We start from the raw sequence: 20,804 nt of genomic DNA on the forward strand, positions 1-20,804 counted from the left end.
GATAATGGTATCGTATTTATCCGATTCTATACGGCGTATCACTTCATCGGTTACCTCGAAAGCGCTCATCTCCGGCTTTAAATCATAAGTAGCCACTTTGGGCGATGGTATCAATACCCTATCTTCGCCTTCATTGGGCTGCTCCACACCGCCATTGAAGAAAAATGTGACGTGTGCATATTTTTCGGTTTCAGCTATTCTGAGCTGTTTCAATCCCAGCCCGCTTATATATTCGCCAAATGTATTCTTTAATTCTTGGGGTGGATACGCATATGATATATTGGTAAATGCCGCATCATATTGCGTCATAGAAACGAAGAACAGCGGGAAATAACCCCTTGCCCTTTCAAACCCATCAAAATCCGGTTTTATAAAACTGCTGGTTATTTCACGTGCTCGATCAGCTCTGAAGTTAAAAAATATAATAGAGTCATGCGGCTGTATAGTTGCCTCTGTCCCAGCGCTTATCGCGGTCCATAGCATAATAGCGCCCCATCACGGTAGCTATATCACCAACGCCCAGTTCGTTTATTTTGCTCTGCAAAGCCCCTATATATATCTTAGCTGAGGCAGGTGGTACATCTCGGCCGTCTAAAAAGCAATGCACATAAACTTTTTGTAAGCCATGGCTTTTAACCAAGTCCAGCAAGGCATACAAATGCTCTATATGGCTATGCACGCCACCATCTGATAGCAAGCCCATTAAATGCAAGGCAGAATTACGGCTTTTTGCATTTTCTATGGCAGCCAAAAACTCAGGATTCTCGAAAAAAGGCCCCTCTTTGATATCTTTGGTTATACGAACCAGGTCCTGATAAACAATACGTCCGGCACCGATATTCAAATGTCCTACTTCGGAGTTGCCCATTTGCCCCTCAGGCAAACCCACATCCAAGCCGCTGGCGTGAATAGCAGTATGCGGGTAAATATTCCAATAACCGGTCAAATTTGGCTTATTAGCAGCATATACAGCATTACCCTCTTTTGCTTTGCTTATGCCAAATCCGTCCAATATAATCAACATGGCTAAATCCTTGGGCATATTTTCTCCTTTCAACAAGCTCTAACTATTACGGCAAAATCCGCAGACTTCAGACTAGCTCCTCCGACCAACGCACCATCTATATCGGACATAGCCAGCAAATCCGCAGCATTCTTGGCATTAACGCTTCCGCCGTACTGTATCCTCACGGCCTCGGCCACATCTTGGCCAAACATACCGGCTATAGTATCGCGTATGATCTTTATGACGTCATTAGCATCTTCAGGTGACGCATTGCGGCCGGTACCAATAGCCCATATAGGCTCATATGCTATAACTACCTGCCGTGCCGCATCGGTTACTAATCCTTCCAATGCTCCCTTAATCTGGTTTCTAACCAATATTTCGGTCTGCCCGGCTTCACGTTGTTCCAGTGTCTCTCCTACGCATACTATGGGTAGGAGATCGTGGGTAAATGCCGCCAATACTTTATTATTAACCGTTTGATCGGTTTCCGCAAAATACTGACGTCGCTCAGAATGTCCTATTATAACGTATTCTACCCCAACTTCTTTTAACATAGGCGCTGATATCTCTCCTGTATAAGCGCCTTTTTCTTCCCAATGCATATTTTGCGCACCGAGCTTTATATTTGAACCCTTTAAAGCATCTTTAGCTGCCGGCAGGCACACAAAAGGCGGACACACCACTACTTCACACTTTGCATCCGCCACTAATGGCTTTATTTCATTTATCAAAGCGTTAATACAGCTACCCCTGGCAGCTCTTTACCTTCCAGAAATTCCAATGAAGCACCGCCACCGGTAGATATATGCGTCATTTTATCGGCATATCCTAATTGCTCTACAGCAGCAGCGGAATCGCCGCCTCCTATTATGGTAACCCCTTTGCACCGACTCATCGCTTCGGCTATAGCTCTGGTACCATTGGCGAAAGCCGGCATCTCAAATACACCCATAGGCCCATTCCATACCACAGTTTTGGCATTTTCTATAACCTTAGAAAACATTTCTATGGTCTTTGGCCCTATATCGACACCCTGCCAGCCATCCGGCATCGCCTCACTGGGTACAACTTTATGCTCGGCATCAGCTTTGAATTCCTTAGCCACGACGTTATCTACCGGCAATAAAAGCTCAACTCTTTTAGCTTGAGCTTTAGCCATAAGTTCCTTAGCTAAGTCGATTTTATCCTCTTCCACCACAGAATCGCCGGTAGAATAACCCTTAGCCCTGAAGAACGTATAAGCCATCGCACCGCCGATAATAAGCGTATCCACCTTATCGATAAGGTTGTTTATAACACCTATCTTATCCGACACCTTCACGCCGCCCAGCACAGCTACAAATGGTCTCTCAGGATTATCAAGGGCTCTACCCATGATATCCAATTCTTTTTTAATCAGGTATCCTGCCACAGCGGGCAAGTAAGCAGCTACTCCTGCTGTAGATGCATGTGCCCTATGAGCTGTCCCAAAAGCATCGTTTACGTATATTTCCGCCAAACCCGCTAAAGCTTTAGCAAAGTCAGGATCGTTTTTCTCCTCTTCTGCGTGGAAACGTACGTTCTCCAAAAGGACTATGTCGCCAGGCTTCATAGCAGCAACGCAAGCTTTAGCGCTATCGCCTATAACATCTTTGGCTAGAATAACAGGCTTGTCCAATAGTTCCTGCAACCTTTCCGCCACCGGCGCCATGCTATATTTCTCATCGAATTTGCCTTTGGGGCGTCCCAGATGAGAAACTAATATAACCATAGCATTATGATCTACAAGGTACTTTATAGTAGGCAATGCCTCTCTTATGCGCCTATCATCGGTTATATGTCTGTTTTCATCCAACGGCACATTAAAGTCTACCCTCACCAGCACCTTTTTATAGCTTAAGTCGATATCCTCTATGGTCTTCTTGTTCAACATGGCTTTACAGCCCCTTTTCGATCACGTAGTTTATCAGATCGGCTATCCTGTTCGAATAACCCCACTCGTTGTCATACCATGCCACGACTTTGATCATATCGTCGTCCATAACCATGGTAAGCGATGCATCCACTATCGAAGAGCGCTCATCGCCGCGGAAATCCACCGATACCAACGGTTCCTCGGTGTAACCGAGTATTCCCTTCATCGGGCCCTCAGAAGCGGCTTTCAAAGCAGCGTTGATCTCTTCTGCGGTGACTTTCTTATCTAAATCAGCTACAAAATCCACTATAGATACCGTAGGGGTGGGTACCCTCATGGCAAATCCGTTAAGTTTGCCTTTTAATTCGGGCAATACCAATGCTACCGCCTTGGCCGCACCTGTGGTAGTGGGTATTATAGACAGAGCGGCAGCCCTGGCTCTGCGCAGATCGTTGTGAGGAAGATCCAATATTCTCTGATCATTGGTATATGAATGGACAGTGGTCATCAAGCCGCGCTTAATGCCGAAATTGTCTAATATGACCTTAGCAACCGGCGCCAGGCAGTTGGTCGTGCACGATGCGTTAGATATAATATTGTGCTCGGCGGGATTATACTTATCCTCATTAACACCCATCACTATAGTTATATCCTCTTGCTTGGCAGGAGCAGAGATGATGACCTTCTTTGCACCCGCTTCTATATGCTTGGAAGCCTTATCACGGCTGGTAAATAAGCCCGTGGATTCGAGCACTATCTCAGCACCCATATCCTTCCATGGCAATTTAGCAGGATCACGTTCCGCTAATATCTTTATCTCTTTGCCGTTTACAATCAACGCGCCATCTGTTGCTTCTACTTCACCATTGAATTTACCGTAACAGGAATCATATTTTAAAAGATGCGCTAATGTTTTTGAATCAGTCAAGTCGTTTATGGCTACTACATCCATATCAGGATATTTAGCCAACATCGCCTTAAAGGCATTTCTGCCTATGCGGCCGAAACCGTTTATACCTATTTTTGTAGACATAATAGAATCCTCCGTTTATGTAAATTTTTATAAAAGCTTTACAGCTCTTTTGCTAGTATACCTAGGCCATGAATTATATATTACTTACATGACCTTTTACCATCGTTAATATTCTATCATATTATCCACTGAAATTCAATATCTGGTATAAATTTTGCTCCTTCTCACATCTGAACGGTCATAAATAAAGATATGCTCAAAGTGGCACATCTTTATTTATGATTTAAAGCTTTCTTCTTTTATCGGATGAGGGTAACTGCATTTCCTCCCTGTATTTTGCTACCGTACGGCGTGAAATCTTTATACCTTTTTCATTCAACATAAGGGCTATGGCATTATCGCTTAACGGTTTATTGGAATCCTCACCGTCTATAAATTCCTGTATGAACTCCTTTATAGCCGCCGCTGCTATACTGCTACCGTCCGATTTGCTTATGCCGCTTGCAAAAAAATATTTCATATCGAACATACCCCTCGGCGTCTGCATGTACTTTCCGCTCACAGCACGGCTAACGGTAGATTCGTGCATATCCACCATAGCAGCTATATCTTTTAATGTTAGCGGCTTTAAAAACTTGATGCCGTTATCGAAGAATTCTTGTTGCTGCTCTACGATGGCCGAAGCCACTTTTTGCAAAGTTATTTTCCTTTGTTCCACGCACTTTATAAGCCACAAAGCCTCTTCAAGCTTTTGAGAGATATAAGCGGCCACAGCGTCATCGACTTCATCGGTATCTAAAAGCCTTTTATAGAACTGATTTATCTCGACATTCGGCATCGAATAAGGATGGAGCGTTATATTATATCCGTCTTGCTTCTTGCTTACCAATATATCAGGTATAATGTATCTCGTTGCATTCCCATTAAAAAACCACCGGCCCGGTTTGGGGTCCAGTTGCTTTACCATCTCGCTTATTTCTTGAATACGCTGAATCGGGATACCAAATTGTCTGGATATATATGCAAATTTATTTTCGGCTAATTCGCGTAGCGCTCCAAGTATAACGCTCTGCACATCATCCTCCAATAACCCTTTTTGGCGAAGCTGTATAAGCAGACATTCTCTTAAACTCCTAGCACCCACACCTGGCGGGTCGAGTTGCTGTATAACAGATAACACCCGTGATACTGTCTGCCTGTCTATACCAAGCAACTCAGCTATCTCATATTTTGAAAGGTTTATATATCCGTTATCATCCAGACTTTCTATTATATACCTTGCTATGCGCATGTCGGTTTCAGACAGATTAGAAGGCACCAATTGTTCTAAAAGATGTTGCTGTAATGATTTAGTGTCATCGCCTATATTTTCATAATATAAACTCGACTTATCGCCACTGGCTTTAGCATCATCATAATCATAATAATCCTCATCAGCAAAATATTCAGTCCAGTCCGGTGGCGGATCTTCTACAGCATAATCAGGCAATGATTCTTCTATACCTTCATCTATATTGTCTTCTAATTCCAGCAACGGATTTATTTCTGCTTGCTCACGCAAATATTTATTCAGTTCTACAGCCGGTAATTGCAATATCCCCAATCCCTGTTGGAGCTGGGGGGTCATTATAACCTTTTGCGTTTGTTTTAATTCCACATCCATATTTACTCTCATTCTCATCACTTTTCTGCAATAAGGCATACCCTCACTAAATAAATAATTTTATTATCTATATTCTACATAAAAATATAAAATCCTCTTTTATTTTATCGCGAAAGCGATTTTATATCAACCCTTATTTTCATTTTCAATATCCGCCAGTTCTAATTTGGCTATAGATACCTCATAGGTCGTCTTATTTATCACTTCCTGCTCGCTTATATGCTTTTGATACTCCCTGCTCTGCAGCCTTCCCCATATTTTTATACGCTCGCCAATTTTCAAGTTGCTGCAAAAACGTGCATTCCGTCCCCACGCTATGCACGGTACATAATCGGATTTGTTATATGACCTGTTGACGGCTAACAATAGATCGCTTATTTCCCTATTCAATGGCGTTACACGATACACCGGCTGTTTGCATATAAATCCATCTAAAAAGACCTGATTCGGGTTTTTTATATAATCATCTTCTTGAACTAACTTTATATCTCTGGCAAAAACCGTTATTATAAGCCTATTGCCTCCGTCTATAAATTTGTTGTAAGATCTTATCTGCCCTTCTATTACAACGGAATCCCCTATGTGTATCGTCAAGGCATTCAACAGCCTTTCAGACAGGGTTATCGGCAATATATCTTTATAAGCGCTTATTCTCGGCACCGATAAATGAAATGTATAGAATCCCTCGCCATAGATCTGGTGACTATATTGTAAATCGTCTTGTACAATACCCGCCAATATTATACTGTTAGTATCACAACCATATGTAACCATATCATCCTCCCTCTCCATTCCTCCTGTGTATAGTCGTTATATATGATAAATACTATTCATGCACAGATACTAATATTACATATCTGCATCCTCGGATTTAAATTGTCGACCGGTATGGTCTATATAATAAGGCGGCGGGTATATCAGCTCTGATATCGGCACAATCTTGTAGCCGTCTTGTATAAGCTTATCCAATATTATAGGCAGTGCTTGCGGTGTGTACTCAGCGTCATTGTGAAATAATACTATAGAACCGTTGCGTACCTTTTTAAGCACACGGTCAACTTCATCATCAACACCATAATTTTTCCAGTCAAGCGAATCCACATCCCATTGTACAACCTCGTATCCGGCAGCTCGCGCTGTGCGAACGACCTTGTCGTTGTATTCTCCAAAAGGCGGCCTGAACAGCGTTGTTTTTTTGCCGGTCAATGCCTCTATTTTTTGGCTAACTTTATCCAGTTCATCGCGTATCTCTTGCTCAGACAATTTGTTCATATGAGGATGCGTATTTGAGTGATTGCCTATCTCATGTCCATCATTTGCTATAGCTTTTACTTTATCGGGATATTTATCTATCCATATGCCTACAAGAAAGAATGTTGTTTTAATATTCCGTTCTTTCAATATTTTAAGTAATTGATCGGTTTGTTCGGCGCCCCATGAAGCGTCAAAACTTATGGCAATGCGTTTATCCGGCACATCGACCGAATATATCGGCAGCTCCTTATTAGGCGCGAAGAATACGCCCAATGCAACAGTACCGGTCTGATGCAATATTAATAGCACCACAGCTATCAGCACTAATATAATAGCTATTTGTATCAGCACCTGACGCCTTATTATAATAATCTTCAATGATACCACCACCTACATAAATATTATTCATTGTCGTGCAGGTTATGACAAAAAAATTTCTTGACATAAAGTATTTCTCTTGATATTATATTTATAGTAAACGAGCAAGTTGATTATACGATGACGTATATATAGCAAAGGCGCTTTGGTAAACCTCGGTTTCCAAGGCGCCTTTTTGTTTATATCGTGCGGCGCTGCGCGGTATAGTCGGTATAGGGTAACGGAGCCCCAAAAAGATGCATGATGCATCCTTTTGGGGCTCTTTGCGTATAGAGAGGAGGAGGATGTCTATGAAACTATGATAGTATGATCAAAAAACCGATACGTGCTTTGATTAATTAGATTTGATTAGGAGTGAGAGAAATGAAGAGAATTGCATTTATAACGGTATTATTAGCATTGCTGTTAATGCCTGCTTTGGCTTTTGCAGCAGATGAACCGACTGCAGCGTCCAATGCTGTAGCCATTGATACAATATGGACATTATTAGCAGGATTTTTGGTATTCTTCATGCAGGCTGGGTTTGCCATGGTAGAAGCCGGCATGACGCGAGCGAAAAATGCAGCCAATATAGTAATGAAAAATCTTATGGACTTCGCTATCGGTACGCCGATATATTGGTTGATAGGCTTCGGTATAATGTTTGGTGCCGACGCCGCCGGGCTTTTTGGTACTAATCTGTTCGGCCTGTCTGGAAACGCAGAACATCTTGGCCTATCGATACCGCTCCCTGCATTTCTGGTATTTCAGACTATGTTCGCTGCTACTGCTGCTACTATAGTATCGGGAGCTATGGCAGAAAGGACAAAGTTTGCGGCATACTGCATATACAGCGCAGTAATAAGTCTGATAATATATCCTGTAGTAGGCCATTGGATATGGGGCGGTGGATGGCTTCAAGACCTAGGCATGATCGATTTCGCGGGTTCTACGGTAGTACACTCGGTAGGCGGTTGGACGGCGCTTGTAGGTTCCGCAATGGTTGGCCCCCGTATAGGCAAATATGGTAAAGACGGTTCGGTACACGCCATACCGGGACATAGTATAACTTTGGCGGCCTTGGGCACTTTCATCCTATGGTTCGGCTGGTTTGGCTTTAATCCCGGCAGCACATTATCCGGCACCAACCCCGCGATAGGCCATATAGCGCTCACCACAAATCTAGCCGGTGCTATGGGAGCCGTAGTCACCATGATCTATACATGGCTGAGGTATAGCAAACCGGACGTAAGCATGACATTAAACGGCGCTCTCGCCGGCTTGGTAGGCATAACCGCAGGTACATTGGCAGTAAGCCCGGTAGGAGCTGCTATTATAGGGTCACTATGCGGTTTGCTGGTAGTATCTTCAGTGGAATTCTTCGATAAGAAGGTAAGGATAGATGATCCTGTCGGCGCTATATCGGTTCATGGTGTATGCGGAACTTTTGGCACCATCATGGTGGGCTTATTCGCCACCGAGGGCGGCTTATTCTATGGGGGCGGCATACACCTCCTATTGATACAGTTGCTTGGCGTAGGCTCTGTATTCCTATGGACTGTGGTAATGTCCTTTATATTATTCACCGTATTAAAGCACACAACAGGTCTCAGAGTCAATCACGAAGAAGAAATAGGCGGGTTGGATGCCGGCGAGCACGATACCGTAGCTTATGGGGATTTTACTCTTAAGACGGCATCGCCGATCGTTACATCGGTTAACGCCGATATATTAGAATGAAGGAGTGTGATCGCGATGAAAAAAATTGAAGCTATAATACGCCCGGAAAAATTGGATGATGTAAAAGAAACTTTGAACGATCATGGCATAGTGGGTATGACCGTAACCCAAGTTATGGGTTGCGGTCGCCAAAAAGGGCGCAAAGAGGTTTATAGAGGTGTAGAACTTAATATTAACCTTTTGCCTAAGGTAAAAATAGAAATAGCGGTAAACGATACAGATCTGGATAAAGTCATCGATGTGATATCCAAAACGGCTCGTACCGGGCAAATAGGCGACGGCAAGATTTTTGTATATAATATAGAAGATGTAATACGAATACGCACAGGCGATACCGGAGAAAATGCTATCTAAATTATTGGCAACTAAAAGAGAGATAGGTCGGAGCAATATACTAACCTATCTCTCTTTTATTCTATCGACAATTCTTATGATACTTCAACCGGTTTACCCGTTCTGGCTGATTCATATAATGCCACTATTACAGCTAAAGGTTTACGCCCTTCCTCACCATTGACTTTTGGTTGCCTATTATTCTTTATCGCATCCATCACATCCATAATCTGGCGGGCATGAGAGCTTGCCGATATAGCTGCGGCATCTGCCGCTCCAACCTTTATCTCTTGTTTGCTGTTTAGCTTATGCTTATCCTCTTCAGTAGCATCTTTTAAATTCCAATATGCAAGTTTATCATTCTCTATACCGACAGTACCATTCTCGCCGTATATGTCAAGCTTGGTAGATAGTCCGGGCCATGCCAGCGTACTGCCTTCTATCATGCCAAGTGCGCCGCTCTTAAACTTAACGCTGGCCACAGCCAGATCCTCTACTTCTATACGTACATGGGCAAGCGTACCAGTATAGGCATATATCTCATCGACAGGGCCTAAGGCATATTGAAGAAGATCTACATAATGTACTGATTGATTCATGATAGCCCCGCCGCCATCGAGTTCCCACGTACCGCGCCAATCGCCGCTGTCATAGTATTCCTGGCTCCTATACCATTTAGTATGGGATGCTCCGAAATACAATTTGCCCAATCGACCGGAATCAATGGCTTTCTTTACCTCTATCATGGCATCATCAAAACGATGCTGTGATATGATGGACATCTTCATGCCGGTCTTATAGGCGGTTTCTAACATGGCATCAGCAGCGGGCAAGGTCACATCCATGGGCTTCTCCACTATAACGTGCTTTCCGGCTTTCATCGCATCAATAGCTATCACATGGTGCAAACCACTTGGCACACATACATTTACCACGTCAATGTCATCACGCTTAAGCATATCGTGATAGTCCACGTAATAATCGCATCCGTATTTTTGTGCCAACTTTTGAGCCTTTTCTTCAACTATATCGGCTACGGCCACCAACTCGGCTCCGTCTATACCGTTTATACAGGCTGAATGCGTAGCGCTTATCACGCCGCATCCTACTATCGCAAATCGCATATTTCTCCTCCTTTAATTCTATAAACTGTTAAGTATATCCATAAGTGCTCCGTAAGCTTTTTTAAAATTTTCCGGACCTCCGCCAGGCAAACTGTTATTTAAGTGCGGCTCTATGGAAACAAAGCCTTCATATCCAGCTTGGTCCAGCTCACGCAGTACATCGCGTATTTTGCCATCGCCTTGGCCTGCAGGTACCACGCTATGGTCCTTATACAGCGCGTCCTTTATGTGCATATAGGCTATATGATCCTTCAATAAGTCAAAAGCGTGCGGATATGTTTCCACATCACATTGAACAAAATTGGCCGGATCAAACGTCGCTTTGACAAAAGGCACGTTCATGGTTTGGATTATGTCCACGCATCTTTCAGGGATATCCCCATATATCTCTTTTTCATTCTCATGAAGCAATATCAGACCCTGATCTTGCGCTGCCGTCACAAAAGCAGTCCACCTCTCCATGACTTCTCCTCTGTAATCATAGGGATCACTGCCCTTGGGAATAAAAAATGAGAACATGCGTATGTAGGGCGTCTCCAGCATATGAGCTACTTCCATGGTGCGTTTAAATCTGTCAAGATGAGGTTTAAAATCATCTTCTATCGAGATCTTACCTATCGGAGAACCTATAGCCGACAATCTAAATCCTCTTTGATCCAATTGTTTTTTTATATCTGATATGTCTTTGTCCTGATAATCGATAATACATCGATCGCCTACGTTGCGCATCTCTATGTAATGGATATCGCATTGCTCCAATACGTCCATTTCTTCTTGCAGATCTAAAGAAATTTCATCTGCAAAAGCGCTTAAAATAAATTTAGCCTTCATTTACCCACCTCCCAACTCAATTTCTCTGATACTATTCTACCACTTTACCACAAAATATCAAGTAAAATCTCATATAATATCAAGAAAAAATCTTGTCAAATGCATTTATTTATATTGTCGAATATGATAGAATATTGATAGATTTTAGTAGGAGGGTTTGAATGTGTTTTGTCCGCATTGCAATACGTGGAACGATGAGAATCGGCGTGTTTATTGGAGTCTGGATTTGCACGGCCGTGATAATAGTTATATTTTCCGTTCAAATAGGTAAAATGATAGCTGCTTCAGCCGGTCGGAAGGCAACTATAGACAATGTTGTCAATGCCGAACAATCCAAATCCACTCCTGTATCTACCATAAAAATTATAGATCCGGTTGATGGATATGCCGAAGTCGCGGATGATCACTACATAATGAAGGTTCAGGTTGACCCAGGCTCTACCGTACTCATAAACAGCAATGATTTCTCTGATCTGGTCAGCGCTGATGGTATGCTTGAAGCCAGTGTGAACCTGCCGTCAGAAGGCGTAAACGATATATACATAACGGTCAGCGCTCCCAATCGCTCGTTGGTCAGGCAATCCGTATCTATAAAGCGCTTGCCTACAAACGTCGCAGATATAGCTTCGGGAACAGGAGAGCAAACAAATAATACTCCCGATCAGTCTCAGAGCGAGGACGAATACATAAGGAAAGCATGGGATATACCTTACGATCAGTTGATAAAATATCCAAGGGTTTATCAGAATAAAATAGGGCTTTTCTTAGGCCAAATAGAGGGTTTATCAATACAAAACGGTATATCGATTTTTTACCTCAAGCTGTCATCGTCTGATAAACTATATATAGAGTATCAGGGCATGCTTTCGCCATGGAAAGATGGCGATAATATAAAATTATACGGGGAAGTCGATGGCACTTACGATACCCTTCCCCGTGTAAAAGCGCGTTATGTTTACGATCAATGATTACTGCTGGCTCATCTTACCGAGATCGCCAAGCTGTACTTCAAAGTCTAATTCTTCGCCGTTTCTCCAAACGGTAACAGTTACTTTGTCGCCGATCTTATGCTGTTTTATTATGCTTTGAAGTTGGTCAAACGTCTTTATTTCAGTACCGTCCAGCTTTATTATAATGTCGCCGGGTTTTATCCCAGCTTTTTCGGCCGGACCGCCTGGCATAACCTCATTTACGCCTATACCATATGGCATATCAGGCGTTATATTAGCATACTGTTGCCTAATGATATCGTTTATTTCCAAACCGGTTATGCCAAGCCCGGGACGGCTTACATAGCCTTGGTTTATGAGCTGCTCTATTATGGGTTTGGCTTCGTTTATCGGTATGGCGAATCCTATGCCTTCGGCGCTGATAGCACCGTAAGATGGGTCTATACCGGCTACTACCTCTTTTAATGTATTTATACCTATAACCGTACCGTTCAAGTCAACCAAAGCCCCTCCGCTGTTACCAGGATTTATGGCGGCATCGGTCTGAAGCATCTTCATTGTTCTGCCTTCTACTGTCAATGTACGATCTGTAGCACTAATAACGCCCATAGTAACAGTACCGGCTAAATCTTTGCCTAACGGATTGCCTATGGCCACCACTATTTCACCGGTTTGTGTCTTGGATGAATCGCCTAACGTAGCTGCGGGCAAGTTATTTTTATCAACTTTAAGGACTGCCAAATCACTGTCAGGATCGGTGCCTACGATTTTAGCAGGTACTTCTTCGCCACCCTGCAGTAACACCGTTACGCTGTCTGCACCCTCTACCACATGATTGTTGGTGACGATATAGCCGTCAGATGATATTATTATACCGGATCCAGATCCCTGCTCTTGCTGCTGTGTGGATGGCTGATCGCTGTCGTTGCTTCCGTTATCTCCGTCTTGTCCCCATGGGAAACCCCCGGGGTTAAAGAAGAATCCTCCACCTGGGCTTTGAACAATTTCCACCTTGTTTATCACGCCCACTACTGCCGGACCTACATTTTTAGAAATATCGACTATCGGATTGTCGCTTTTAAGTATCGGCAAGTTATCACTGCTCACTATAATAGGCGACGAAGCATTGCCTGATGCAACATTGCTCTGCTCATCGGTTTCGGCCGAACCGATCGCCTGTTGGTTTTGTACCGGGTTGCCGATATAGTACATTATTATAACTCCTATCAGTATACCTACCAGTACGAGGACCAAATACGTGAAAAAACTTGGTTTTTGTTTGTAATCCTTATGATCGTCATCATAATCAAAGTTATAGAAATCGCTCATATTAAGCGCCTCCTCGTTTATTTTTCACTTATAATTATATTGGTATAACTTTAATAATCAATAAACAATCTGTAAATAATAGTGCTTATCCGAAATATATTAGCCGGAAGCTAATCGTTATCGTCGCCCATGCGTAAAGCAGCACCTGAATAGTCGCTGTGAGCCAATGTAAAGGTAAATGTCGTACCCTGTCCAGGAATACTTTTTACCCATATACTTTGATGATGCTGTTCTATGATTCGTTTAACGATAGAAAGCCCTAATCCCGTACTACCGGAGGCTCTGGCTTTGTCGGCGGTATAAAATCTCTCCCAGATATGCGGTAAGTCTTCTTCAGATATACCTATACCATTATCGCTTACAGAAATGTATACTTTTCCCTCTTCCAGACGAGTGCTGACAACCAAATGCCCTTTCTCCGGCGTAAACTTTATGGCATTATCTATGAGATTTATGAGCACCTCTTCTATACGATCTTTATCGGCCTCTACCATACAACGATCCTGCTCAAAATCTATTTGAACATCCAATTCCTTTTGCTCAATACGCTTTTCTTGTCTTAATAGAACGCGTCTTATCAGCTCGTTCACATCGAAATTAGACATGGTTAATTGAAATTGAGAGGATTCCATGCGGGATAATTCCAACAGTTCCTTTATAATCTTATTTAATCTATCTGTTTCTTCTAAAACTATGGTAAGATATCGCGTTTGTTCTTCCGGAGGTATAGTGCCGTCGAGAATGCCCTGTACAAATCCTCTTATGCTGGTCAAAGGTGATTTCAATTCGTGGGATACGCTGCTAACAAATCCACGCCTCATATCTTCTAGATTTTCCAAAGCCTCAGCCATTTTATTAAAACTAATCGCCAGCTGACCGACTTCATCTCTGGAGTTTACAGTAGCTTTCTGTGAAAAATCGCCTTTTGACATGGACTTAGCGATATCGCTCATCTCTATGAGGGGTTGAGATATACGCTGAGAGATCCAATAAATCAATATGGTAGCCACAGAAGCAGATATTAATAAAGATAGCCATATAAAACGATAAGCACTTTCTAATGCCATATTTATCTCATATAAAGGCGAGTGCATAAATACAGCTCCCATTATCAATCTGCCCATCTTTATGGGCATACCGACGGTAAGCATGGGTGTTGAAAAGCGATCATCGAATTTGCCGATTTTCGTTATGGTTTCTCCCGACAATACCTTTTTAACATCCTCACCCGTAAGCTGCACGCCTCTCCAGCTGTTATCCAAAAAACCTGATTCGGCCCAAACATATCCCCTATTATCGACAAACCATATACTAGCGTTAACCGTTTCATCCACTGTGCTCAATGCGAAATTTAAGTATTTATCATCTATATATCCAAGAAGGTATTGAGCGGCCAATTGGTTTATATCCTGGCATCCGTTTAGCAGCTGTTGCTCCTTTTGGTTTAAGTAATAATTGCGCAAAAAATTAGACATCAACAAGCTCATCATGATGAGCATAATGAGCATAGCTATTAAATATGCAAGCATGAGCTTGTTAAATATAGATCGTATGCCTCTAAAAGCAGTTTTTTTATTATTTGACTTCAAATTTATACCCAACCCCCCATACGGTACTTATCTTCCATGGGTCATCCTCGCTCCCTATTTTTTCCCTCAAGCGGTTTATATGGACGTCCACCGTCCTTGAATCGCCATAATAATCAAATCCCCATACCTGCTCAAGCAGTTGTTCACGCGTATATACTTTGTTGGGATGACTAGCCAAAAAGTAGAGTAGCTCAAATTCCTTTGGAGGCAATTCCAGCTCTTTCTTTTGATATTTAACCAGCATGGTATTTTTATCTATGACAAGGTTTGGGTAAATGATAACATTATTGGTATCGTTATCCTGATTATATCTCCTCAATACCGCTTTTACGCGCGCTATTAATTCTTTTGGGTCAAACGGCTTAACAACGTAGTCATCAGCACCCAATTCCAGCCCAAGCACTTTATCGAAAGTTTCGCTTTTGGCCGTAAGCATTATAATAGGTATATCGCTCATCCTTCGGATTTCACGGCATACATCCCAACCGTCCTTACCCGGCAGCATTATATCCAATATGACGATATTGGGAGGATTGTTAGAAAAATGACTCATACCTTCCTTGCCGTCATTGGCTATATCGACTTCAAATCCCTCTTTGGTAAAATATAAGTTTAATAGCTGGCATATGTTTTTATCATCGTCTATAATCAAAATCTTATAATTATCAGCCATTCTCATATCCCTTTCATATAACACTTATTATACCTATTATATTGAGAATAAGCTTATACTACAATAGCAAATTCGATTTTCTATAAAACCCCATGACTATTTAGGTGCCGTCGTCTGCGCGTAATGGTGCGGCAAATTAAAAGCATTTGCATAATGAAAAATATGATATTATAATCTTAAGTAAAAAGAGATGTATAGAAAGGTATAAACATAATATGGATTTTAGGCCATTAACATTGGAATCCAAGCCATTATTTGATAAATATCTTATGAAATTCCCATTAGAAATATCAGAATACACTTTCACCAATATGTACATGTGGGACCATTATTATAATTCTACATATGCTGTAGTAGATGGTTACTTGTGTATAATAGCGTGTATAGAAAAGAAACATATACTGTTACCGCCAGTAGGACCAAAAGATGATAGTTTAAAGAATGTTCTGGATACCATGATAAATTTCTTTCAAAACGAACGATGGCCGTTTATGATCTATAGGGTACCGGAATTTATGGCTACGCAGATAAAACAGTGGTATCCTTGCTTAAGCGTTGATTTGGATTTAGACAACAGCGATTATGTATACAGAACCGAAGATCTGATACAGCTGACGGGGCGCAAGTATCATGCAAAAAAGAATTTTCTAAATCGATTCGTCAAAGAAAACAACTTCGAATATGCCTCCCTTACTTCAGAATATATAGATGGTTGCATAGACTTTGCCGGAAAATGGTTAGAAATAAGAGACGGCAACGACGAGGGCTTACTTCATGAGTATGACGCCATTAAAAAGGCTTTGGGCCACTTTGATTATTTGGGCTTAAAAGGCGGTATTATTCTTATAGATGGAAACATAGAGGCATTTTCATTTGGCGAGATGTTAACGCCAGATACCGCTAACGTTCATATAGAAAAGGCTAACCCCAATATACCAGGGCTTTACGTCGCTATAAATCAAATGTTCTGTGCTCATGAATGGCACGATGTACCCTACATAAATCGCGAACAGGATCTGGGTATTCCTGGGCTGCGTAAAGCAAAACAGTCATATCATCCTGTGCGTATGATATATAAATATACGGTGCGGTAATAAACCACACCGTATATTTGCAATAACAACTCAGTTGGCAGAATATTTTAATATACGCTCGAGTAACCTATTTTTTGCCTGTTGCACAGCTTCAAAGTTCATATTCGATTTATAGTAGCTCTCCATTTCATCATGGACTTTCTTGGCCGCCGCTATGTTGATTATAGCTTCATTCATGAGAGAATCCATCATAACGCGGTCTTTGGATATCTTGTCTTTCAATGCGTTAAGTTTACCGTTATCGATACAAGTATTCAAATCATATGCAGCTGTACAAGTATCGGCAAATTTGCTGGAAGTAGTTATAGCTGTATTTAAAGCCGGTATAATGACGTGCTCTACCTCATCTGGTACAAGCGGACAATGGTATAATTCTACATCGCACCCTACAGTCTCTGCAGCTTTTGCTATATCTAATAATATATAAGAACTACCACTGCCTATGTCCGCCTTAAGCACGTATCGATGAGCTTGCGGTACAATAAGCGTATCGAGATGATCTACTATGCCATCGGGTGTTATAGCACTGGCAAATAAATGCCTCTGTTTGCCAACTTTATCGGATATAGGCATATCATTAAATAAAGCTTTATTTATATCATAGGCCAAATGGTATACTTTAGCCTTATCGGTACACGATTCCACACTGACCGATATATTGTCCCTTAAACATTTTGCTGCTGCCAGGTATCTGTATGCACGATCAAACAAATGCTTTATCTGCCGATTATGCCCTATTATAGTATCTTTATATGCCCGTATACCCTTTTCATCCCAATAATCGCCAAGATGTATTATCTCATCCACTGCTCCAGGGTTTTTAGGATCCACTACATGCGGAGCTGTCCCATCTATCAAAGCTATTTTTATAGCCGGTATGACGACACCATCCAGGGAATCATTATCCGATGAGCAATGATGAAATTCCACATCGTACCCTCTTTGCAACATCTCATCGCCTATTTGGCGCATTATAGTGGATTTACCCACACCAGGTCCACCTTTTATTATAAATATACGGTTAGCTTCGGGGCCTATTATATAATCATAAAATGAATAAAAACCATAGGCAGTATTTCCTCCGGGGAACATCTCCCTTATATTGCCAATTGATGCCATAACACCACATCCTTCACTTTATATTAGATCATTTCCCTTTTAAGTCTATGAATGATACCAAGTCTATAGAACGCGGATACAATTAATGCGTCAACGCACCTTTCAAATATGTGCGGACACTGCCTATAAGATAAAGCGAACCGCTTATAACCACCAAATCATCCTGTCCGGCCATATCGAGGGACGCCTGCACAGCACATTCTATATCATCTATAGCTTGCCCCTGTGCATTCATCTCTTTCACCAGCGCTAAGAGTTTTTCAGCTTCCATAGCCCTTGGGCTATCGGGGCGAGTGGTTATAATATATGCCGCTAAGGGCACAAGATTTTCAAGTATAGCATGAACATCTTTATCAGCCAGTATACCTAGTACCATTATAACCCTATTATGCGGAAAATAATTTTTTATAGCATCGGCCAATGATTGAGCCCCTTGAGGATTATGCGCACCATCCAACAATACATAAGGTTGACGATGGACCAGTTCCAATCGCCCAGGCCATTCGGCAACGCTCAATCCTTCTGCTATAGCCTTATCACTTATCGCTACACCCATATATTCTCTCATCGCTAACGCTGTGGTTATGGCTGTGGCGGCATTCATCAACTGGTGTTTGCCCAGTAGCGGTATATATAATGAATCGAATGCCCAATTCCTTTTATTATAATTAAAATGCTGGCCTTCGATAGAATCATCTATCGCCTTAATATCGTTATACGATACCTCTATAAGCGGTGCTTGTCGTTGCTGACATACCTGTTTTATAACATCCATGGCCTCATCTTGCTGCGGATACACCACCACCGGTCTGCCGGGCTTTATAATGCCAGCCTTTTCATAAGCTATTTTGGCCAATGTATCACCCAATATATCTTTATGATCATAATCTATACTGGTTATAACCGAAACCAGGGGATCAATTAAATTGGTAGAGTCCAGCCTGCCGCCTAGACCGACTTCAACCACGGCGTAATCCACATTTTGCTCAGCAAAATAACAAAATCCTATAGCCGTCACTATTTCGAATTCCGTCGGATGAGGGCGGCCTTCGGCCAGCATTTGCTCCACTTTTTGTTTTATCGTTTGAGTCAACCGTGCCAGATCATCCTTTTGTATATAATTCCCGTTTATTTGTATGCGTTCCCTAAAGTCCTCCAGATATGGCGATATAAATAACCCGGTTTTATAGCCGGCTTTATCCAATATAGAAGCCGCCATAGCGGCAACTGATCCCTTACCGTTGGTACCTGCTATGTGTATACAGCGCAGCTTTTTATGCGGATTCCCAAGTAATTGCAGTAAATATGATATATTCTCCAAGCCGAGTTTAGTGCCAAATTTCCACGTACCATGTATATAATCCAACGCCTGTAGATAGTCCAAATATTATGCCCCCTCAAAAATGCGCAAAGCAGCCTTTATGTCATCGTTCTTGTCTATATCCTGGCTTATCTCGGGATATGGCGATATAATAGCTTTAGCCTTTATATTAAGCATCTGTTCAATACGCTTCTCTATCATTTCTACGCCGGCCCTCCCTATCGCCAAATCTATAGCCAGCTTAGCGCCGAATAACTCTATCATATTGAACGGCTCCTTGCGCATTGCTATAAGATCTTCTATCAGCTCTTTATGATTTGTTACAAGGCCCGGCTTTACGTACATGATATTCCCGCCGGTAAACGCACCTTCTTTTAATCTGACATATGTACGTTTAAAATCATGAAATTTTGCATCGTTTACCGAACGTTCCACGATCGGATAACAAAAATCAGCATCTGTCAGACGACTCTGTTTTATAAAATGACTTATAGCGTCAGGCGTGATAAATGGTATATCGGATGACAAGAACAACACATGCTCATCGTCTTGAAACGGCCTCAAACCATATATTATGTTATCCATCATGGAGTCGCCTTGCGGTATTACATAATCCACTTTATCACTTATATACGGCGAAAGCTCATCCACAGGGCCGACCACTGCTATTTCGCCTATATCAGGCGTATTCTTCAATGCTTCAACCACATAATCGATCATAGGCCGGCCATTTAATGCAAGCAGCGACTTATAGCCGTGTACATTGCCCTCTAGATCTTCCTTTCCGCCGGCCAATACAATAGCGTTTATTACAGATTTATTCATATATTACGCCGCCTTTCAATAATAACTATAACGTATAATAATACAATTTGCTACAAATGACAAGTGGATAATCGGACATGGCTTGACTATATCGCCGATAATCGGATATGATAATAATGCAATCCAAATAAAAAAACGGGGTAGATAAATGTTAATCAGAATCATAGCGCTTTTTATAATAATACCTTTGATCGATCTCGCAATACTGATAGCATTGGGACGATACGTAGGCGTATGGCAAACTATAGCCGCAATAGTAGTCATAGGCATAATAGGCGCTGTAATAGCCCAAAGACAGGGGTTCAATGCTATAAATAGCATAAGAGCCGAATTACAGATAGGCCATATTCCATCTGCTCAGCTTTGGGACGGGCTATTTATAGTGATCGGCGGCGTTTTGCTCATAACGCCCGGTATCATTACCGATATCCTCGCATTATTATGTCTATTGCCCAAGAGCAGGGCGACTATGAAAAAAGCAACGATACTCTTTTTAAAAAGGCGCTTGCTAAAGCGGATCAGGTAATGCCATGCTGCATCCTATATATCAATGCTGAACGAGATATTGAGACTAATCGTTACCTTCGCCTACCTATGATTGTATCCTAAATTCCGAATCGCAGCTAGAGAAAAATAAAAAAAGACCGGGCAACGGCCTACTCTCCCAAGCGGTTTCCCGCTTAGTACCATCGGCGCTGAAGGGCTTAACTTCTGTGTTCGGAATGG

At 42.0% G+C, this 20,804-nt stretch carries 19 protein-coding genes, 1 rRNA gene and 1 pseudogene; 5 read left to right on the top strand and 16 right to left on the bottom strand.

Annotation, left to right across the window (positions count from 1 at the left end; genetic code table 11):
* The 7 genes and pseudogenes from JG770_RS09475 to pdaB form a co-directional block, all read right to left on the bottom strand.
* Nucleotides 1-1,042: pseudogene (locus JG770_RS09475) on the bottom strand (2,3-bisphosphoglycerate-independent phosphoglycerate mutase); the annotation flags it as partial.
* A gap of 11 nt (nucleotides 1,043-1,053) precedes the next feature.
* Nucleotides 1,054-1,749, bottom strand: a complete 696-nt coding sequence (tpiA, locus tag JG770_RS09480) for a triose-phosphate isomerase (protein ID WP_291958282.1) — start codon at nucleotides 1,747-1,749, stop codon at nucleotides 1,054-1,056.
* Nucleotides 1,737-2,921 carry a phosphoglycerate kinase gene (pgk, locus tag JG770_RS09485; protein WP_291958236.1) on the bottom strand — a complete coding sequence of 395 codons (1,185 nt, stop codon included), beginning with the start codon at nucleotides 2,919-2,921 and terminating at the stop codon, nucleotides 1,737-1,739. The genes tpiA and pgk overlap by 13 nt, the downstream gene beginning before the upstream one ends.
* A gap of 4 nt (nucleotides 2,922-2,925) precedes the next feature.
* On the bottom strand, nucleotides 2,926-3,936 hold the full coding sequence (gene gap / locus JG770_RS09490; RefSeq protein ID WP_291958239.1) for a type I glyceraldehyde-3-phosphate dehydrogenase: 1,011 nt from the start codon (nucleotides 3,934-3,936) through the stop codon (nucleotides 2,926-2,928).
* A gap of 223 nt (nucleotides 3,937-4,159) precedes the next feature.
* Nucleotides 4,160-5,551 carry an RNA polymerase factor sigma-54 gene (gene rpoN / locus JG770_RS09495; RefSeq protein ID WP_291958242.1) on the bottom strand — a complete coding sequence of 464 codons (1,392 nt, stop codon included), beginning with the start codon at nucleotides 5,549-5,551 and terminating at the stop codon, nucleotides 4,160-4,162.
* Nucleotides 5,552-5,665: 114 nt separating this feature from the next.
* Nucleotides 5,666-6,313, bottom strand: a complete 648-nt coding sequence (locus JG770_RS09500; RefSeq protein ID WP_291958285.1) for a single-stranded DNA-binding protein — start codon at nucleotides 6,311-6,313, stop codon at nucleotides 5,666-5,668.
* Nucleotides 6,314-6,388: 75 nt separating this feature from the next.
* The gene (pdaB, locus tag JG770_RS09505) at nucleotides 6,389-7,171 is read right to left on the bottom strand and encodes a polysaccharide deacetylase family sporulation protein PdaB (RefSeq protein WP_291958245.1); all 783 of its coding nucleotides are present in this window, start codon (nucleotides 7,169-7,171) and stop codon (nucleotides 6,389-6,391) included.
* Nucleotides 7,172-7,525: 354 nt separating this feature from the next.
* Between pdaB and JG770_RS09510 the strand changes: the two genes are divergently transcribed.
* Nucleotides 7,526-8,890, top strand: a complete 1,365-nt coding sequence (locus JG770_RS09510) for an ammonium transporter (protein ID WP_291958248.1) — start codon at nucleotides 7,526-7,528, stop codon at nucleotides 8,888-8,890.
* Between the two features lie 15 nt (nucleotides 8,891-8,905).
* A complete protein-coding gene (locus JG770_RS09515) occupies nucleotides 8,906-9,244 on the top strand; it encodes a P-II family nitrogen regulator (protein WP_291958251.1) in 339 nt (112 codons plus the stop codon).
* A gap of 74 nt (nucleotides 9,245-9,318) precedes the next feature.
* On the opposite strand, the gene JG770_RS09520 is transcribed toward JG770_RS09515, so the two are convergent.
* Both JG770_RS09520 and JG770_RS09525 read right to left on the bottom strand, forming a co-directional pair.
* Entirely contained in the window at nucleotides 9,319-10,347 is a 1,029-nt protein-coding gene (locus JG770_RS09520) for a Gfo/Idh/MocA family oxidoreductase (RefSeq protein ID WP_291958252.1), read from the bottom strand.
* Between the two features lie 18 nt (nucleotides 10,348-10,365).
* A complete protein-coding gene (locus JG770_RS09525; RefSeq protein ID WP_291958253.1) occupies nucleotides 10,366-11,178 on the bottom strand; it encodes a sugar phosphate isomerase/epimerase family protein in 813 nt (270 codons plus the stop codon).
* Between the two features lie 236 nt (nucleotides 11,179-11,414).
* Here JG770_RS09525 and JG770_RS09530 point away from each other — a divergent pair, with 236 nt between their 5' ends.
* Nucleotides 11,415-12,146, top strand: a complete 732-nt coding sequence (locus JG770_RS09530) for a hypothetical protein (protein WP_291958254.1) — start codon at nucleotides 11,415-11,417, stop codon at nucleotides 12,144-12,146.
* On the opposite strand, the gene JG770_RS09535 is transcribed toward JG770_RS09530, so the two are convergent.
* The 3 genes from JG770_RS09535 to JG770_RS09545 all read right to left on the bottom strand — a co-directional run bounded on the left by JG770_RS09535 (nucleotide 12,147) and on the right by JG770_RS09545 (nucleotide 15,719).
* Nucleotides 12,147-13,457 (bottom strand): trypsin-like peptidase domain-containing protein, encoded by a 1,311-nt coding sequence (locus JG770_RS09535; RefSeq protein WP_291958257.1) that lies wholly within the window; start codon nucleotides 13,455-13,457, stop codon nucleotides 12,147-12,149.
* A 110-nt stretch (nucleotides 13,458-13,567) separates the two neighbouring features.
* A complete protein-coding gene (locus JG770_RS09540; protein ID WP_291958259.1) occupies nucleotides 13,568-15,046 on the bottom strand; it encodes a HAMP domain-containing sensor histidine kinase in 1,479 nt (492 codons plus the stop codon).
* Nucleotides 15,033-15,719 (bottom strand): response regulator transcription factor, encoded by a 687-nt coding sequence (locus JG770_RS09545; RefSeq protein WP_291958261.1) that lies wholly within the window; start codon nucleotides 15,717-15,719, stop codon nucleotides 15,033-15,035. The genes JG770_RS09540 and JG770_RS09545 overlap by 14 nt, the downstream gene beginning before the upstream one ends.
* Before the next feature lie 215 nt (nucleotides 15,720-15,934).
* Here JG770_RS09545 and JG770_RS09550 point away from each other — a divergent pair, with 215 nt between their 5' ends.
* A complete protein-coding gene (locus tag JG770_RS09550; RefSeq protein ID WP_291958264.1) occupies nucleotides 15,935-16,813 on the top strand; it encodes a phosphatidylglycerol lysyltransferase domain-containing protein in 879 nt (292 codons plus the stop codon).
* Nucleotides 16,814-16,843: 30 nt separating this feature from the next.
* On the opposite strand, the gene JG770_RS09555 is transcribed toward JG770_RS09550, so the two are convergent.
* The 3 genes from JG770_RS09555 to JG770_RS09565 form a co-directional block, all read right to left on the bottom strand.
* On the bottom strand, nucleotides 16,844-17,932 hold the full coding sequence (locus JG770_RS09555; RefSeq protein ID WP_291958267.1) for a PRK06851 family protein: 1,089 nt from the start codon (nucleotides 17,930-17,932) through the stop codon (nucleotides 16,844-16,846).
* A gap of 82 nt (nucleotides 17,933-18,014) precedes the next feature.
* Nucleotides 18,015-19,316 (bottom strand): folylpolyglutamate synthase/dihydrofolate synthase family protein, encoded by a 1,302-nt coding sequence (locus JG770_RS09560; RefSeq protein ID WP_291958271.1) that lies wholly within the window; start codon nucleotides 19,314-19,316, stop codon nucleotides 18,015-18,017.
* 3 nt (nucleotides 19,317-19,319) lie between these two features.
* A complete protein-coding gene (locus JG770_RS09565; protein WP_291958276.1) occupies nucleotides 19,320-20,078 on the bottom strand; it encodes a nucleotidyltransferase family protein in 759 nt (252 codons plus the stop codon).
* A gap of 148 nt (nucleotides 20,079-20,226) precedes the next feature.
* On the opposite strand from JG770_RS09565, the gene JG770_RS09570 reads away from it, so the two are divergent.
* Nucleotides 20,227-20,604: an FxsA family protein gene (locus tag JG770_RS09570; protein ID WP_291958279.1), complete on the top strand. Its 378-nt coding sequence runs from the start codon at nucleotides 20,227-20,229 to the stop codon at nucleotides 20,602-20,604.
* A 117-nt stretch (nucleotides 20,605-20,721) separates the two neighbouring features.
* Here JG770_RS09570 and rrf read toward each other — a convergent pair.
* Nucleotides 20,722-20,804 (bottom strand): 5S ribosomal RNA (gene rrf / locus JG770_RS09575); the annotation flags it as partial.

The organism is Mahella sp. (assembly GCF_020054945.1).
Lineage (GTDB): Bacteria > Bacillota > Clostridia > Mahellales > Mahellaceae > Mahella.

Bases quoted from the DNA above. Each gene is read 5' to 3' on its own strand.
- pgk (WP_291958236.1), bottom strand. From the start codon at position 2,921: ATGTTGAACAAGAAGACCATAGAGGATATCGACTTAAGCTATAAAAAG.
- gap (WP_291958239.1), bottom strand. From the start codon at position 3,936: ATGTCTACAAAAATAGGTATAAACGGTTTCGGCCGCATAGGCAGAAAT.
- rpoN (WP_291958242.1), bottom strand. From the start codon at position 5,551: ATGAGAGTAAATATGGATGTGGAATTAAAACAAACGCAAAAGGTTATA.
- JG770_RS09500 (WP_291958285.1), bottom strand. From the start codon at position 6,313: ATGGTTACATATGGTTGTGATACTAACAGTATAATATTGGCGGGTATT.
- JG770_RS09515 (WP_291958251.1), top strand. From the start codon at position 8,906: ATGAAAAAAATTGAAGCTATAATACGCCCGGAAAAATTGGATGATGTA.
- JG770_RS09520 (WP_291958252.1), bottom strand. From the start codon at position 10,347: ATGCGATTTGCGATAGTAGGATGCGGCGTGATAAGCGCTACGCATTCA.
- JG770_RS09525 (WP_291958253.1), bottom strand. From the start codon at position 11,178: ATGAAGGCTAAATTTATTTTAAGCGCTTTTGCAGATGAAATTTCTTTA.
- JG770_RS09535 (WP_291958257.1), bottom strand. From the start codon at position 13,457: ATGAGCGATTTCTATAACTTTGATTATGATGACGATCATAAGGATTAC.
- JG770_RS09545 (WP_291958261.1), bottom strand. From the start codon at position 15,719: ATGGCTGATAATTATAAGATTTTGATTATAGACGATGATAAAAACATA.
- JG770_RS09550 (WP_291958264.1), top strand. From the start codon at position 15,935: ATGGATTTTAGGCCATTAACATTGGAATCCAAGCCATTATTTGATAAA.
- JG770_RS09555 (WP_291958267.1), bottom strand. From the start codon at position 17,932: ATGGCATCAATTGGCAATATAAGGGAGATGTTCCCCGGAGGAAATACT.
- JG770_RS09565 (WP_291958276.1), bottom strand. From the start codon at position 20,078: ATGAATAAATCTGTAATAAACGCTATTGTATTGGCCGGCGGAAAGGAA.
- JG770_RS09570 (WP_291958279.1), top strand. From the start codon at position 20,227: ATGTTAATCAGAATCATAGCGCTTTTTATAATAATACCTTTGATCGAT.